Below are 15,561 nucleotides of genomic sequence, written 5' to 3'. Positions count from 1 at the left end.
GGCCGGCCGGTGGTCTGCCCGGGCCGGCAGGTTAGGCCCGGGACAGCCCGGCGTCACTGCGGCTGCTGCAGCCGTGCGGCGGCGTCGCGCACTCTCTGCGCCAGCCTGTCCGCCCCTTCGCCGACGGGCCCCTGGCGGTGCAGGAACGGTGCCGGGTCTGCCAGTACGTCCGGTGCCGTCCGGTGCAGCGCCTCGTAGGCCGAGCGCGCCAGCTGCTCATCCTTCACCAGATCCGCGACGGCCAGCTGGATGAGGCCGCCGAGCACGTATTCTCCGGCATCGAACCTCTTGGCGAACGACAGCGCCTCGTCATGCGCGCCGGCGCCGAGCGCACCCGCCGCGCGCCATGCCAGGATCCACACTGGCGGCACGGGGTTGAGGCGCATGGCTTCGTCAAGCCGCGCATTGCCGCTCTCGAACTCGCCCATTCCGATCTCGGAAGCCCCGATGTCGGCGAGGATGTCGGGATCGTGCGGCCCCAGGCGCAGCGCCTCGTCGGCCGCCCGGCGAAAGCCGTCCTTGTCCCCAACGACGTAACGCACGGCAGCGAGGGCCTGGAAGGCGCGAGGATTGGATGGCTGCAGCTGCGTCGCCCGGCGGGCCAGGGTGTCCGCCTCCGCGAGCGGCTCGCTGCTCGGGCGCGCATTGTAGCCGAGCCGGTACTCGTCCAGGCGGAGATAGGCGAAGGCCCACAGCGCGTCGCGGGCGCCGGGATCGTTGCGCACGGCGGCCTCGATGCAGTCACGCGCCGCGAGGTGGAGTTGGGCACCGTAGGTGCGCCAGTAGTCGAACGTCCGCAGCAGGCATGAATAGGAGCTCCAGGTCTCCTTGGGCCCCTGGAGGCGCGCAGACTCCTCGGCCTGGATCACGCCGTAAGGCTGGCCGAGCCGCTGCGCGATCTCCTGGACGATCCGCCGGCCGGCGCCATGCGCCATGTCGGGCGTGCGACCGCCGGTCATCCGCTCCGACCAGAGCACGCGCCCGTCGCCCGCACGGGTCAGGATGGCCTGCACGACCAGCGTATCGGCGCGTGGATCGAATGTTCCAGACAGCACGTAGTCGGCACCGAAGCGGCGGGCGAATGTGGGATCGGTCTCCGAGGCCTTGGCGGCGGCGAAGGCGGTCTCCACTCCCGCCACGCGCAGCTCGGGAAAGCGGGCGAGGGCACCGATGAGTTCGGACGTGTAGCCCGCGGCCTCCGCCTGCGCCTCTGCCCCTGCCGCCTCGGCCTTGAAGGGCAGCACGAGGACGAGCGGCGGCTTCTGCGGGGGCCACACCAGTGCGCGCACCTGCGGCAGCGCCAGCGCCGCTGCCGCGATCGCGAGGAGCGCGAGCAGAACTGCCGCCGGCCACCATCTTCTCCGCCAGACCGATGTCAGGGGAGGAGCGGGTATGCTGTCTCCGCCCGGCGCAGGTGACGGCTGGCCGAAGGCTGGCTCGAAAGTGGGAACGTAGCCCTTCTCGGGCAGCACGATGCGTACGGGATCGGTGGTGCCCTGGTCGCCCTCGTAGTAGCGCGCCAGGGCCTTGCGGAGCCGGCGGGCCTCGACCCGGACGATGGGATCGGTCGCGGGGTCGAAATCCGGTGGCCGCCCGAGCGCCTCGGTGGCCACCGTGTAGCCCTTGATCTGCTCGCTGTGTCCCTCGACCGTCCGGGTGACGACGAAGCTCAGGAAGGACTGCAGCTGCGGCGACTGGATGAAGGGCTCGGATGCGAGGACGCGCTGCAGAGCGGCGCGAACCTCACCGGGTGCGCACCCGCCCTTTTCCCCCGAGAGTGCCGGCTCGACCGGATGGACCTCTGACACGCTTCCTTTTACCCCGGATTACCCCCCGCTTACTGTAAAGTTTGAGTCAAAGGGTGAACAGAGCGGCAAACATTGCTTTTCCGCGCATTGATGTTTGTCGCCTCCCTTCATGGTTTTCGACGGCCTTCCCGGTGACGCTCTCGGGCCTCGCCAGTCGTCGCCCCGGCCGACATACAGGCGGGCATCTTATTCGATTAGAAGGGAGGCGCTGTTCTCGGACGCAGGCTCGAGGAAGACTACACTGTCATACTATTTTTTGAGTTTTGTTGTGCTTATTACTGCAAATACAGTCGCCTAGCTCCGTAATATACGCACAAGTACATCAATTCCAATAGGCGTCGCCTTCGATTACATGCGGAGCAACGACAGACACGGGAGCTCCCCAACATGAACATCGACGACGTGCTCGGCGCCTTAAGGGCGTCGATTTTCGAAGGGCTGGACGAGGGCGAACTGCGCCTCGCAGCCGAGACCAGCATCATGGTTCAGTTCCCGCCCGGCTGCGAGGTGCTGGAGCAGGGCAAGGTTCCGCAGTTCGCGTTCCTCGTCATGGAGGGCACGGTACAGATGCGTGCCCGCATGGAGGGCCGTGCGGCCACTGTCGCCATCGTCCGGCCCGGACAGTTCTGCGGCCTGCAGGCCCTCCTCCTCGGGCAACCCTCGGTGTGCGCCAGTGTGTCGATGGGCAGCGTCAAGCTGCTGATGATCCCCGCGGCCGAGCTGCGGCGGTTGGCCGGGCTGAGCGCGGCCGTCGCCTTCGCGGTCGCACGGGAGGTGGCCCGCCTCGACCGCGCGCACGAAATCGAGCTCGTCAGCCAGAAGATGCGCTCGGCGGTGGAGCGGGTCGCTGCTTGGCTCGTCTCCGAGCAGAAGCGCACGGGCAGCATGAGTTTCGAGATCGGCATGTCCAGGCGATCACTGGCGCAGTTCGTCGGCGCTTCGGAGGAGACGCTGTCGCGCGTCATGCGCATCATCGAGGGGGCGGGCGTCGACGTGCGCGGCCAGCGCGTGAAGATCGTCGACTACCACGCCCTGCGACGGCTGGCGGCTCCCGAAAGCCTGCTGGACCTCGACGTCGAGGCGCCCCCGCCCGTGACGCTCATCGAGGCCGCGGGCTGACGCCTGTCGCCTCGCGAGCGCCGAAGCAGAACGAGGAGGTTTGGTGAGCGCGGTGGGACTCGAACCCACGACCACATGATTAAAAGTCACGTGCTCTACCAGCTGAGCTACGCGCTCTCACCTTCGGATCCATCGGACCCGGGAAATCGCCTGCCGGTGCGCTGTGGCGCGGTCGGCGGAGGCGGCCTCTGGGTAGCGGCAGCGCCTGCGGCGGTCAATAGACCGGCCGCCGCAGGGGCCTTGCCGGGCAAAGATCGGCGTCCGCCCGCGTTTCACCCGTGTGCGGGCGCCGGGCGGTGCGGCAGGGAGGCCAGCAGCCCCAGCAAGGCGCGGTCGTGCAGCACGATCATGGCCTCGCGCGGGCTCAGCCAGGCCAGCAGGTCCTCTATCGATTCCGCGTCGGTCAACTTCGCCTCGGCGACGGCACGGTCCGGGTTGATGTCGCCTCGCCTGCGACGCTCGCCGGGCGGAAGCATGCCCTCGTGGCGGGAGCGGAGATCTGCGTCTGCATGGATGGTGGCGACCGCATTGGCGTCGTCGAAGCCGTAGCGGGCGAAGTCCTGCATCAGCGCATTGGCGCGCGTGGCGATCGGAGGAGGGCTCGTCTCCTCAGGCGTCAGCAGCAGGCCCGCGCGCTTCAGCGCCAGGCCGAGCGCCAGCTGCCCCGACGCTGCCGAGATCGGGATGGCGAGGACGAGGCCGATGATCGTCGGCGACATCCAGCCGAAGAGGGACGGCGCGATCATGAAAGCCGACACGCCGGCGAGGACGCCGAGCAGCGTGTGCATGCGGTGGCGGCGCACGATATCCTTCATCGGGATCGATCCGTCGTCGCGGCGCTGCGGGTTCCAGCCAGTGTCGCGGCCGAGCACGATCTGGAAGACCGCGCCGGACTGGATGACCATCAGGATCGGCGCCATCAGCGCCGACATGACGATCTCCAGGAGAGCCGAGCAGACGAGAAGGAAGCCGCCGCCGCTGGCCCGCCGGACCGAACCGCGGATCAGCGCCAGAACCAGGCCGAACAGCTTCGGCGCGAGCAGGATGGCCATGGTGATCAGGAACAGCGCGAGAGCGCGTTCCGCATCGAACCGCGGCCAGGACGGGAACAGCGAGAACTCGTTGGTGAAGTATTCCGGCCGGATATAGCGGGTCTGCAGGACCAGCGCGATACCGACCAGCAGTTGCGCCAGCCACAATGGCGAGGCGAGGTAGCCCATGATCCCGGTCGCGAAATGCTGGCGGGTCGGCCAGGTCAGGCCAGCCGCGCCGATGACGCGGACATGCTGCAGGTTGCCCTGGCACCAGCGCCTGTCGCGCGTGGCGAGGTCGATCAGGGAGGGCGGGCTCTCCTCGTAGCTGCCCTCCAGGTCGGGCAGCATGTAGACCGTCCAGCCGGCCCGGCGGATCAGCGCTGCCTCGACGAAGTCATGGCTGAGGATGTGCCCGCCGAAGGGCGGCTTGCCGGAGAGGCGCGGCATGCCGCAATGCGCCGCGAAGGCGCGGGTGCGGATGATGGCGTTGTGGCCCCAGTAGTTGCCCTCCCGGCCCGACCAGACGGCGAGGCCCGTGGCGATGACGGGACCATACATGCGCGCGGCGAACTGCTGCAGGCGCGCGAACAGCGTGTTGCGGTTGATGATCAGGGGCAGCGACTGGACGATGCCGGAATCGGGATCGGCCTCCATGGCCGCCGTCAGGCGCACCACGCATTCGCCGGTGAGAAGGCTGTCGGCATCGAGCACAAGCATGTGCTCGTAGGCTCCGCCCCAGCGGGAAACGAAATCCTCGATGTTGCCGGCCTTGCGGCCGACGTTCTTCGGCCGGTGCCGGTAGTAGATGCAGGCGGCCGGGCAACGCTCGCGCAAAGCGAAGAAGGCGCGCTCCTCCGCCACCCAGGCATCCGGCTGCGTCGAATCCGAAAGGATGAAGAAGTCATAGTGGCCGAGGAGGCCGGTGCGCTCGATCTCATCGATCATGGCGTTCAGCGCGGCGAAAACGCGCGCCGTCGCCTCGTTGTAGACGGGCATCAGCACGACGGTACGGGCGTTCAGCCGGGACGGAATCGGCTGTTTCCTTGGCGGCTTCAGCAGCATGACGAAGCCGACGACCGCGCTGCTGAAGGCGAGCGCGATCCATGAAAAGTTGATCGTGAAGAGCGCGACCAGGACCCACTGCAGCGGCGTGACGGCAGACACCGAGACGACCCGGTACATCTCCCATGCGCCCCAGGCGGTCAGCGCCAGCGCGCCTCCGAACACAATGAACCGGCTGAGCCACGGCACGCCGCGCGACTGCGCGGGCTTGCGGGCAGACGAGCGCTTGAACTTCGCAAGCGACTGGACCGGCATCGCCAGCGGAGATTCCGGCGGCAGCGCGGGCGCCTCGGCGACGTCCGGAACGGGCGAGCGCGGGAGTTCTAGGGCGTCCAACGATAAAGCCATGTCTCGCTCACGGGCTTTCCGCCGGCTTCCAGCACGAGGCGAAGCTCGCACGCGGTTTCGCCGCCGGGATCCAGGTCGAAACCCACGCGGCATAGCCGCCGTTCCGCATAAGGCCACACCCGCACATTGACGAGCTTGCCGGGCGTGGTCGACAGCATGGGCTTCAGTTCGGAGATGGTCTGGCTCGACTTAAGGGCGTCGCCCATGAAATCGACCATGAAACGCCGGCTGTTGGAACCGGCGACCCGTCCCGAGCGCGTATCCGTGACGACCAGCATCGGAGGCCGGTCCGGCACCTGCCAGCACCAGAACTGACGGAAGGCGAAGAAGGCCCCTTCGGCGCCGGGCTGAAGCGGCTGCTTGGGCCGCCAGTAGCTCAGCACGTTGTCGTTGATCTCCGACTCGGTCGGGATCTCGATCAGCTGGACGAGTCCCTCCGCCCAGTCGCCGATCGGCTCGATCCACAGGCTCGGCCGCCGCTCGAAGCTCTGGTCGTCATCGAGGAAGCCCGAATAGTCACGCTGGCGCTGGATCAGTCCGAATCCTTTTGGCGCCGGATCGACGAAAGCCGAGATCTGCAGCGTTTCCGGGTTCGAGATGGGACGCCAGATCCACTCATTGTTGCCGTTGTGGATCTGCAGGCCTGAACTCTCGAACACGGCCGGCCTGACATCGTCGACATTTCGGCGGTCATTGGGGCCGAACAGGTAGGTCGTCGTCATGCCCGCTATCCCGTAGTTCTCGACGGGCGAGCGGGCGAAGAGGGTCACTTCGGTGTCGATCAGCGTCACGTCGCCAGGCCGCAGCGTGAACCGGTAGGCGCCGGTGACGCTTTCGGAATCCAGCAGGGCGTGGATGACGATCGACTCGGACCGGGCGGCCGGCTGCTCGATCCAGTAGGCGCGGAAGGCGGGAAACTCCTCGCCGCCGGAATCGCCGGCCTTCAGCGTCAGCCCGCGTGCCATCACGCCGAGGTTCTGGCCGCGTGCCGACGAGCGGAAGAAGGTCGCGCCCTGGAAGATGGCGACCTCGCGCTGCCGGCCCGACTGTGCGTCGCCGAACACGCGAAACCCGGAAAAGCCGAGATCCGGCAGTTTGTCTGGCGCCTGGAGCTTGCCGTAGTCGAAAATCGACCTGTCGTAGACGACGTGGCGCACCACGTTGTTCTCCACGACGAAGAGGCTCACGGCATTGGCGAAGGCATAGCCCCGGTGCAGCGGCTCGACACCGAAGCTGGCTCCATCGGGGTTCCACAGCCAGGCCCCGGGCAGCGCCCTGATGCCGATGTAATCCTCGTAGCTCAGGTTCCGGAACGGGTCCGGCAGATCGGCCTCGGGCGCGTTGTAGGCCTTCTTCGACATGATCCGGGCGAGATCAACCAGCGATTGCGGGTTGAACGTCTGCCCATCGCCGAGTGCGCTGTTGATGGCGTTGGTGGTGAAATTCTGAGCCGAGGCAGGCCCGATTCCGGCGGCGACGCCGACAGCAGCCGCCGCAAACCGCAGAAGGTCGCGCCGGTCGATGAGACCTTGCCCGGAAGGTGCGGACGGGATCACTGGTGGCATGGACTCAACGCAACCCGCCGCGCGCTCCAAGCTGCCGCTGCACGCGGCGAGGCAACTGAAATCGCGGGCTTTTGACCGATCGGTCGAGGTTCTAGCATATATTTGCTGCGGTGCGAGACGTTTCGGAGGGCGGATGCGTGAATTCCGCTGCTAGCGGGCGATCACGGCCAACGGACGGCGATGGCGTGGTGTCAACGCGGCTCCGGGACGACAGTGCCGTCCAATGTCGCGACATCGCATGCGACGAAACGTGCCTTCACGGCCTCACACGCCCTGCGTGCCGCGTCCTCCGTCTCATATCCTCCGGCGAGCAGCACGAAGCTTTCCGGGTCTGCCGGTGCTGGCTTCACAAGGGGCGCCACATCGCGCAGCAGGCTCGCATTGCGGGCGGAAAGGTTCGTCCAGCGCAACCAGAGGCGGTCGGCGCTGGGGCCCCGGCCCAGGGACATGGCGAAGACGGGCGCGCGGGGGACGGCTTCGATGCCCTTCTGGACCGGAACAATCGCGCCGGTCGTCTCCACGTCCGCGATGGTGGCCGGCGGACGGGTCAGGGCGACGACAACCTCTTCGGAGACATCGGGCAGCGCCACCATCAGGGCAACGCAGCCGAGCGCTGCCCAGCCGGCAGCTCCCGCTCCGGCCTCGCGCCATCTGCGCACGCGGACATGACGGAGGGGGCCGTCGGATTGCAGCACGGGCGCGGGTGCGTCCTGCTCACCGGGTTCGGCCACGGTCGGCAAAGGATCGAATGTCGGTTCGACTTTCTGCCTCACGAGGCCCTTCCGTCAGTCGAGTTCGGCGCCGGGCGCGACGCGCCGATTCACGCTCGGTAAAGCGGACCCATGGTAAACGCGACAGGGTAAACGAAATGCAACTTTCCGCCGGAGCCTCCGCCATGGCCAGTGCCGCCTCAGCCTCCCGCCGATGCCTCGCCGTGGTGCTCGCGGCGGGGGAAGGGACGCGCATGGCCTCGGCACGCCCGAAGGTTCTGCACGAGGTCGCCGGCCTCAGCCTGGTCGGCCACGTGCTGCACACGGTGACCGGAGGAGGGGCCGACGCAGTCGCGGTCGTCATCGGTCCGGACCGCGACGACGTCGCGGCCGAGGTGCGGCGCCGGCGGCAGGATGCGCGGGTCTACGTGCAGCAGCAGCGACTCGGCACCGCCCACGCCGTCCTGGCGGCGCGTGACGCGATCGCGGAGGGATTCGACGATGTCGTCGTGCTGTTTGGCGACACGCCCCTTGTCCGGCCCGAGACGCTGCGCACCCTGCGTTCCACACTGGCCGAGGGAGCAGCCGTCGCCGCGCTCGGCTTCGAGGCGGCTGATCCCACGGGCTATGGCCGCCTGATCGTCGAGGGTGGCGAACTCGTCGCCATTCGCGAGCAGAAGGACGCGTCGCCTCAAGAGCGGACGATCCGCCTGTGCAATGCCGGGCTGATGGCGCTCGACGGCAGGCTGGCGCTGGACCTGCTGGATGCGATCGGCAATGCCAACGCCGCCAAGGAGTACTACCTTACCGACGCGGTGCAGGTGGCCCGGCAGAAGGGCCTCGTCGCCCGCGCGCTCTCCGCTCCCGAGCAGGATGTCCAGGGCGTCAACGACCGCGTACAGCTTGCCGCCGCCGAGGCGGTGGCGCAGCGACGGCTGCGCGAGGCTGCGATGCGGGGCGGCGCAACGCTCGTGGCGCCCGAGACCGTGTTCCTGTCCCACGACACCGTGACCGGCCGCGACGTGCTCATCGAACCCCACGTCGTCATCGGCCCCGGTACCGTGCTGGAAGAGGGCTGCGTCGTGCACGCCTTCTCGCATCTCGAGGGCGCACGGGTCGGGCCTGGCGCATCCGTCGGTCCCTATGCGCGGCTGCGGCCTGGGGCGGCGCTGTCCGCCAAGGCGCGTGTCGGAAACTTCGTCGAGATCAAGAACGCCGGGCTGGGGGAGGGGGCCAAAGTCAACCACCTCACCTATATCGGCGACGCGTCGGTGGGCGCGGGGGCCAATGTCGGCGCAGGCACGATCACCTGCAACTATGACGGTTTCGACAAGGCGCGCACCGAGATCGGGGCGGGCGCCTTCATCGGCTCCAACTCGGCCCTGGTGGCGCCCGTGACCATCGGGGACGGCGCCTATGTCGGCTCGGGTTCCGTGATCACGCAGAACGTCCCCGCCGATGCCTTGGCAGTCGCACGCGGACGCCAGATCGTCCGCGACGGATGGGCGAAGAGCTTCCGCGACCGCAAGGCCGCATCGCGCCCGAAGAAACCATGATTGTTCACCGTCCCGGCAGACGAGACCGGCAGGAAAAGCCTGCTGTTAACGTCGGTCACATTATGTGAATTGCTGCATTCAGCGGCTGCGGCTACGCAATACCCTGATCAACGGGCTCGTGGGGTGACTTTGCATGTGCGGTATCGTGGGAATTCTGGGTACCACTTCCGTAGCGCCGATGATCGTCGATGCGTTGAAGCGGCTGGAATACCGCGGCTATGATTCCGCCGGCATCGCGACCCTGGAGAGCGGCCATCTCGCCCGGCGCCGTGCCGAAGGCAAGCTGAAGAACCTCGCCGCGCGCCTGGCCTCGGAGCCGCTGAACGGAACGGCCGGGATCGGCCATACCCGATGGGCGACACACGGGCGCCCGAGCGAGCGCAACGCGCATCCGCACGCGACGGATCGCGTCGCCGTCGTCCACAACGGCATCATCGAGAATTTCAGGGAACTGCGCGAGGAGCTGGAGGCCCAGGGCGTCCGCTTCGAGACGGAGACCGACACCGAGGTCGTCGCCCAGCTCGTGGGCGATGCGCTCCGCCGCGGCCTGACGCCGGCCGATGCGGTCCGGGAAACGCTGCCGCGCCTGCACGGTGCATTCGCCCTCGCGTTCCTGTTCGACGGCGAGGACGACCTCCTCATCGGCGCCCGGCAGGGCGCGCCCTTGGCCGTGGGCTGGGGCGACGACGAAATGTATCTGGGCTCCGACGCCCTCGCGCTTGCGCCCTTCACCGACACGATCACCTATCTCGAAGACGGCGACTGGGCGGTCCTCTCGCGCAAGGGCGCGAAGTTCACCGACGTTTCGGGCCGGGAGGTCCAGCGCAAGCGGCAGAAGACGACCGCAGGTGCGTTTCTCGTCGACAAGGGCAATCATCGCCACTTCATGGCGAAGGAAATCCACGAACAGCCGGAGGTAGTCGGCCGCACGCTCGCTCATTACCTGGACATGGCCACGGGGCAGGTGCGCCTGCCATTCTCCGTGCCGTTCGACTGGCGCAAGCTCGAACGCGTCACGATCTCGGCCTGCGGCACCGCCTACTATGCCGGCCTCGTCGCCAAGTACTGGTTCGAGCGCTACGCGCGGCTGCCGGTCGAGATCGACGTCGCATCCGAGTTCCGCTACCGCGAAGCGCCGTTGCCCGCGCAGGGGCTGGCGCTTTTCGTGTCCCAATCGGGAGAGACCGCGGACACGCTGGCCGCCTTGCGCTATGCGCGGGAGAAGGGCCAGCACGTGATGTCCGTCGTCAACGTGCCGACGTCCACCATCGCCCGCGAGAGCGACGTGGTCGCTCCCACCCTGGCGGGACCCGAAATCGGCGTGGCTTCCACCAAGGCCTTCACATGCCAGCTCACGGTGCTGGCCTGCCTCGCGCTCGCCGCAGGGCTGGCCCGCGGGACGCTGGGCCGCGAGGAGGCGGACCGCCTGTCGCGCGCGCTCGTTTCCGTACCGGGCCAGATCGCCGAGGCGCTGAAGGCGGAGCCGGCCATCGAGCATGTCGCCCGCGAGATGTCCAAGGTCTCGGACGTGCTCTATCTCGGCCGCGGCACCAGCTATCCGATGGCGCTGGAAGGCGCGCTGAAGCTCAAGGAAATCTCCTACATCCATGCCGAGGCCTATGCGGCGGGCGAGCTGAAGCACGGGCCGATCGCGCTGATCGACGAAACGATGCCGGTCATCGTCATCGCGCCGACGGACGGGATCTTCGAGAAGACCGTCTCCAACATGCAGGAGGTTGCGGCCCGTGGCGGCAGGATCGTGCTGCTGTCGGACGAGCAGGGCATCCGCAAGGCCGGGATCGAGGGCATGGAGACGTTGGCCATGCCGGCGATGGCGCCTGATTTCGCGCCCATCGTCTACGCCGTCGCGGTCCAGCTGCTGGCGTACTTTGCCGCTGTCGCTCTGGGCAAGGACGTCGACCAGCCGCGCAATCTGGCAAAATCGGTTACCGTCGAATAGATATCGATCCGGGCCGCCGTCGCACGCGTCTTGCAGGGCGGCCGCAAGGGTCGCCTCTCCGGGGCGGCGCGGCGGAGCGGCTTGAGGCGATGGACACACCCGACGAGACGGACCAGGCTGCCTGGCAGGGACATGGACCCATGCCCGGACCCTTCATCGGTCCGCCGCCGAAGCGCACCTGGGGCCACAGGGTTCGCACCTATTTCCTCACCGGCATCGTCGTTGCGGGCCCGCTGACGGTCACCGCGGCGGTGACGTGGTGGGTCATCAACCTCGTCGACGGATGGGTGAAGCCGCTGATCCCGGCTACCTATCTTCCGGAAACGTACCTGAACTATCCCATCCCCGGGTTCGGCCTCATCGTCGCGCTGTTCGGGCTGACGCTGCTGGGCTTCCTCACCGCCAACCTCGTCGGCCGTTCGCTCATTTCTTATGGCGAGATGCTGCTGGGGCGCATGCCGGTCGTGCGCGGGCTGTACCGGGGTGTGAAGCAGGTCTTCGAGACGTTGTTCTCGCAGTCCTCGACCTCGTTCAAGACCGTGGGGCTGGTGCAGTTTCCTTCGCCCGGAATGTGGTCGATCGTGTTCATGTCCACCCCGCCGCAAGGGAACGTGGCCGACAGGCTGCCGGGGCCCAACGAGCATATCGCCGTGTTCCTGCCCTGCACGCCCAATCCGACGACGGGCTTTTTCTTCTACGTGCCGCGCAAGGACGTGATCGAGTTGACGATCTCCGTCGAGGACGGCGCCAAGCTCATCATGTCGGCAGGCCTGATCCAGCCGGAGGGACAGCAGAAGCTGGCCGCGCTCGCGGGCGCGGCGCGTCCGGGCAAGGACGCCCCGGCGACAGGTGAAGTCGCGGCCTGAGGTGAACCCGGAAATGGACATGCTGATGATCGGCCCGGCCGCGCCGGAAGACGAGGATGACGTCGTCGAACTCTGGCGGGCCTGCGGGCTCGTGGTCAGCTACAACGACCCCGCGTCGGATTTCCGCCTGGCACTGGGTAAGCCTGCGTCCGATATTCTGGTCGGGCGCGATGCGTCAGGCCGTATCACCGGCAGCGTCATGGTGGGCCATGACGGGCACCGGGGATGGCTCTACTACGTCTCCGCCGCCCCGGAGGCGCGCGGCACGGGGGTCGGCAGGCGCATGGTCGACGCGGCCGAGGCATGGCTGCAGCAGCGTGGCATCGTCAAGGTGCAGCTCATGGTGCGCGAAACGAACACGGCGGTCGTCTCGTTCTACGAGCGCCTCGGCTTCGAGGTGGCGCCCCGGGTGGTCATGAGCAAGTGGATCGACGGCCGGTAGCCACCCGCAAGGACGGGTTCACAGCACCGGCACGAACTGGTCGTCCTGCAGCATGGTCAGGATGCCGGTGAAGATTTCAAACCGGAAACCCTGGAGCTTCAGCCGCTTCTCGGCGACGGCCTCCTCGATCCAGGGAAAGGTCAGCAGGTTCTGAAGCGAAAGCTTCACCACCTGGTACTCGCACCAGTCGGGAATGTCCTCGACGGGCACGTGGTCCGGGATTGACCGCAGGACGGGTTCGGCGATCTTCATCCAGGGTTTCACGAAGTCACGCGCCTCTTCCGGCGCCCCCTCCACGAGGGCCCGTATCCCGCCGCACTTGCCGTGGCCGAGCACCGCGATCCGCTTCACCCGGAGGACGCGCACGGCGTATTCCAGGGCAGCGCTGGTGCCGTGGTAGCCGGCGTCGGGCGTATAGGCCGGCACGAGGCCGGCAACGTTCCGGACGACGAAGAACTCGCCTGGACCGGCGTTGAAGACGGTCTGCGGGTCGACGCGCGAATCCGAGCAGGAGATGACCATGGTTTCCGGCGCCTGCCCGAGCGCGGCGAGCGCCTGGTAGCGCGCATGCTCCGATGGCCAGACGTCGGTCCGGAACCTGCGGTAGCCGTCGATGACGCGATCCATTCCACGCTCCAGTTTGCCGGCATGACACGTGCCGCCTGGAATTCACAGAGGCAATCGGGATTTGGTGGCAGCCGTTCCGCACGGGAAGCATGGCGGATGCCACGCGCCTGGTCATCCGGCGCGGATCAGCTTCGCGGATTCGTCTTTTCCGAACAGGTACAGAAGCACGCGCAGCGCCTCGCCCCGGGGGCCGGCGAGTTCCGGGTCACGCTCTAGCGCCAGCTTTGCGTCCTGCCGCGCGGCGGGGAGAAGGTCGGAGTGGAGCGACGGTATCGCCAATCGAAAGCCGGGGAGGCCGGACTGGCGGGTGCCGAGCACGTCGCCTTCGCCGCGCAGGCGCAGGTCCTCCTCGGCGATGGCGAAGCCGTCCTCCGTGTCGCGCATGGTCTGCAAGCGTGCGCGCGCCACCTCTCCCGCGCCGTCCTTGTAGAGCAGGAGGCAGGTCGAGCGGCCCTTGCCGCGCCCGACGCGACCGCGCAGCTGGTGGAGCTGGGCGAGGCCGAAGCGCTCGGCATGCTCGATCACCATCACGGTCGCCTCCGGCACATCGACGCCGACCTCGATGACCGTGGTGGCGACGAGGAGGCGGGTGTCACCGCGGGCAAAGGCCGCCATGGCCTCGTCCTTCTCCCGCCCCTTCATCTTGCCGTGGACGAGGCCCACGGTGCCTGCGCCGAACCGGCGGGACAGGGCGCCATGCCGCTCCGCCGCCGCGGCGACGTCGAGTTCCTCGGACTCGTCCACCAGCGGGCAGACCCAGTAGCAGCGCGCGCCCGACTCAAGCGCTCGCCCGATGCCCTCGACGACCTCCACCAGCCTGTCGAGCGGGATGACGCGCGTGTCGATAGGCTGGCGTCCCGCCGGTTTGTCGCGCAGCACCGAGACGTCCATGTCGCCGAAATAGGAGAGGACGAGCGTGCGAGGGATCGGCGTCGCCGTCATCACCAGCACGTCCACCGCCTCGCCCTTGGCCGAGAGCGCGAGACGCTGGTGCACGCCGAAGCGGTGCTGCTCGTCGACGACGGCGAGCCCGAGGTCGCGGAAGGTGACCTCATCCTGGAACAGAGCATGGGTGCCGACGAGAATGTCGATGGCGCGGGCCCGGAGGTCGGCCAGGATCTGCTCGCGCGCCGCGCCCTTCTCGCGGCCGGTCAGCAGTGCCAGCCGCAGGCCGCCGGCCGCTGCGAGAGGGCCGAGGCGCTCGGCATGCTGGCGCGCCAGGATCTCCGTGGGAGCCATCAGCGCGGCCTGGTGGCCGGCTTCCACCGCCATGGCCATGGAGAGCAGGGCGACGATGGTTTTGCCGGACCCCACGTCCCCCTGGAGCAGCCGCAGCATCCGTTCCGGCGTGGCGAGGTCGGCCCGGATGTCCTCCACGGCCGTGGCCTGCGAGCCCGTCAGGGAGAAAGGCAGGGCCGCCAGGATCGGGCCGGTCCTGCTGCCGTCGGCAAGGCGGGCGCGGCCGGTGGCCTTCTTCATGCGCCGCCGCACCAGCAGCAGGGCCAGCTGCCCCGCCAGCATCTCGTCATAGGCCAGCCTCAGCCTGGCCGGCTGCATGGGATCGGCCGCCTGCGCGTCGGCGGGCTTGTGGATTGCTGCAAGGGCCTCGGCAAAGGATGGCCATTTGCGGGCTGCCAGCCAGCTGCCGTCCTGCCACTCTGGCAGACCGGGCAGCCCGGCGAGGGCACCCTCGGCGGCGCGGGAGACGTTGCGCGGACCCAGCCCCTCCGTCAGGCCGTAGACCGGCTCGAAGGCCGGCAGGCCCGCAAGCCCCGCCTCGTCGACGACACGGTCGGGATGGACCATCTGCAGCCGACCGTCCCACACCTCGATCCGGCCCGAGATCCAGCGCGTGGCGCCGAGCGGCAGCAGCTTCTCCATGCGCCCGCGATGGGCATTGAAGAAGACCAGCGTCAGGTCGCCGGTACCGTCGGAGACACGGACGCGCCAGGGAGACTTGGGCCTGTCGGACGGGGGAGGGCGGTGCTCCTCGACCCGCGCCTCGATCGTGACAAGGGCGTCCGGCGGCGCCTCGTAGAGCTTCGGACGTGCACTTCGGTCGAGTACCGCGTGCGGCAGGTGGAACAGCATGTCCAGCACCCGCGCCGGCCGGCCCGGCTCCCCGACCAGGCGGTCGAAGTACGGGGCCAGCTTTGGGCCGATGCCCGGCAGCGTCGTGACCGGGGCAAACAGGGAGTTGAGGATCGACGGCCGCATGGTCTTGTCCGGAGCGCGGCTACTGTGTCCGCCCGGGCCAAAAAGTCCAGTTCGGCGCAGCCGCGCGGCTCCTCGTCAAATTGTGATGTTCCTGCAACAGCGCGGACAATGTGCAACGCCTCCGCTTGGGAGCCTGACGCCCGCCCCCTTGCCGCCACAAACCAGTCCCAGCGTGCAGCCGCCTTAGAGGTCTGAAATCCTTAAAGGAATTTAACGCGTGCAAAAACCCGGCAGGAAGCCGGCAGCA

At 68.1% G+C, this 15,561-nt stretch carries 11 protein-coding genes and 1 tRNA gene; 5 read left to right on the top strand and 7 right to left on the bottom strand.

Annotated features, from left to right (window positions below; all coding sequences use genetic code 11):
• Positions 1-53 precede the first annotated feature (53 nt).
• Positions 54-1,808: a tetratricopeptide repeat protein gene (locus tag AC5JCN_RS08570; RefSeq protein WP_495754615.1), complete on the bottom strand. Its 1,755-nt coding sequence runs from the start codon at positions 1,806-1,808 to the stop codon at positions 54-56.
• Positions 1,809-2,195: 387 nt separating this feature from the next.
• On the opposite strand from AC5JCN_RS08570, the gene AC5JCN_RS08565 reads away from it, so the two are divergent.
• A complete protein-coding gene (locus AC5JCN_RS08565; protein WP_495754614.1) occupies positions 2,196-2,927 on the top strand; it encodes a cyclic nucleotide-binding domain-containing protein in 732 nt (243 codons plus the stop codon).
• A gap of 41 nt (positions 2,928-2,968) precedes the next feature.
• Here the strand turns inward: AC5JCN_RS08565 and AC5JCN_RS08560 are convergent.
• The 4 genes from AC5JCN_RS08560 to AC5JCN_RS08545 all read right to left on the bottom strand — a co-directional run bounded on the left by AC5JCN_RS08560 (position 2,969) and on the right by AC5JCN_RS08545 (position 7,709).
• Positions 2,969-3,044, bottom strand: a tRNA-Lys gene (locus AC5JCN_RS08560).
• 155 nt (positions 3,045-3,199) lie between these two features.
• A complete protein-coding gene (gene mdoH, locus AC5JCN_RS08555; RefSeq protein ID WP_495754613.1) occupies positions 3,200-5,371 on the bottom strand; it encodes a glucans biosynthesis glucosyltransferase MdoH in 2,172 nt (723 codons plus the stop codon).
• Positions 5,347-6,936 carry an OpgD/OpgG family glucan biosynthesis protein gene (locus tag AC5JCN_RS08550; RefSeq protein WP_495754612.1) on the bottom strand — a complete coding sequence of 530 codons (1,590 nt, stop codon included), beginning with the start codon at positions 6,934-6,936 and terminating at the stop codon, positions 5,347-5,349. The genes mdoH and AC5JCN_RS08550 overlap by 25 nt, the downstream gene beginning before the upstream one ends.
• Positions 6,937-7,127: 191 nt before the next feature.
• Entirely contained in the window at positions 7,128-7,709 is a 582-nt protein-coding gene (locus AC5JCN_RS08545) for a hypothetical protein (protein ID WP_495754611.1), read from the bottom strand.
• 122 nt (positions 7,710-7,831) lie between these two features.
• Here AC5JCN_RS08545 and glmU point away from each other — a divergent pair, with 122 nt between their 5' ends.
• The 4 genes from glmU (at position 7,832) to AC5JCN_RS08525 (ending at position 12,470) form a co-directional block, all read left to right on the top strand.
• On the top strand, positions 7,832-9,202 hold the full coding sequence (gene glmU / locus AC5JCN_RS08540; RefSeq protein ID WP_495754610.1) for a bifunctional UDP-N-acetylglucosamine diphosphorylase/glucosamine-1-phosphate N-acetyltransferase GlmU: 1,371 nt from the start codon (positions 7,832-7,834) through the stop codon (positions 9,200-9,202).
• A 133-nt stretch (positions 9,203-9,335) separates the two neighbouring features.
• On the top strand, positions 9,336-11,162 hold the full coding sequence (gene glmS / locus AC5JCN_RS08535; protein ID WP_495754609.1) for a glutamine--fructose-6-phosphate transaminase (isomerizing): 1,827 nt from the start codon (positions 9,336-9,338) through the stop codon (positions 11,160-11,162).
• Positions 11,163-11,251: 89 nt separating this feature from the next.
• Entirely contained in the window at positions 11,252-12,028 is a 777-nt protein-coding gene (locus tag AC5JCN_RS08530; protein ID WP_495754608.1) for a DUF502 domain-containing protein, read from the top strand.
• Positions 12,029-12,047: 19 nt separating this feature from the next.
• Positions 12,048-12,470 (top strand): GNAT family acetyltransferase, encoded by a 423-nt coding sequence (locus tag AC5JCN_RS08525; RefSeq protein WP_495754607.1) that lies wholly within the window; start codon positions 12,048-12,050, stop codon positions 12,468-12,470.
• Positions 12,471-12,488: 18 nt separating this feature from the next.
• Here AC5JCN_RS08525 and AC5JCN_RS08520 read toward each other — a convergent pair whose 3' ends face one another.
• Positions 12,489-13,097, bottom strand: coding sequence for a carbonic anhydrase (locus AC5JCN_RS08520; protein WP_495754606.1), 609 nt, complete (start codon positions 13,095-13,097; stop codon positions 12,489-12,491).
• Between the two features lie 111 nt (positions 13,098-13,208).
• The gene (gene recG, locus AC5JCN_RS08515) at positions 13,209-15,314 is read right to left on the bottom strand and encodes an ATP-dependent DNA helicase RecG (protein ID WP_495754605.1); all 2,106 of its coding nucleotides are present in this window, start codon (positions 15,312-15,314) and stop codon (positions 13,209-13,211) included.
• Between the last annotated feature and the right edge of the window lie 247 nt (positions 15,315-15,561).

The sequence above is a fragment of the Alsobacter sp. genome (assembly GCF_059501845.1).
The sequence above is the reverse complement of the archived record's forward strand: the minus strand, read 5'-3'. Positions and strand labels throughout refer to the sequence as shown.

What these genes read in the sequence shown, in the direction of transcription:
- AC5JCN_RS08565 (WP_495754614.1), top strand. Translation starts at nt 2,196, where the DNA reads ATGAACATCGACGACGTGCTCGGCGCCTTAAGGGCGTCGATTTTCGAA.
- AC5JCN_RS08530 (WP_495754608.1), top strand. Translation starts at nt 11,252, where the DNA reads ATGGACACACCCGACGAGACGGACCAGGCTGCCTGGCAGGGACATGGA.
- AC5JCN_RS08550 (WP_495754612.1), bottom strand. Translation starts at nt 6,936, where the DNA reads ATGCCACCAGTGATCCCGTCCGCACCTTCCGGGCAAGGTCTCATCGAC.
- glmU (WP_495754610.1), top strand. Translation starts at nt 7,832, where the DNA reads ATGGCCAGTGCCGCCTCAGCCTCCCGCCGATGCCTCGCCGTGGTGCTC.
- AC5JCN_RS08525 (WP_495754607.1), top strand. Translation starts at nt 12,048, where the DNA reads ATGCTGATGATCGGCCCGGCCGCGCCGGAAGACGAGGATGACGTCGTC.
- mdoH (WP_495754613.1), bottom strand. Translation starts at nt 5,371, where the DNA reads ATGGCTTTATCGTTGGACGCCCTAGAACTCCCGCGCTCGCCCGTTCCG.
- glmS (WP_495754609.1), top strand. Translation starts at nt 9,336, where the DNA reads ATGTGCGGTATCGTGGGAATTCTGGGTACCACTTCCGTAGCGCCGATG.
- AC5JCN_RS08520 (WP_495754606.1), bottom strand. Translation starts at nt 13,097, where the DNA reads ATGGATCGCGTCATCGACGGCTACCGCAGGTTCCGGACCGACGTCTGG.
- recG (WP_495754605.1), bottom strand. Translation starts at nt 15,314, where the DNA reads ATGCGGCCGTCGATCCTCAACTCCCTGTTTGCCCCGGTCACGACGCTG.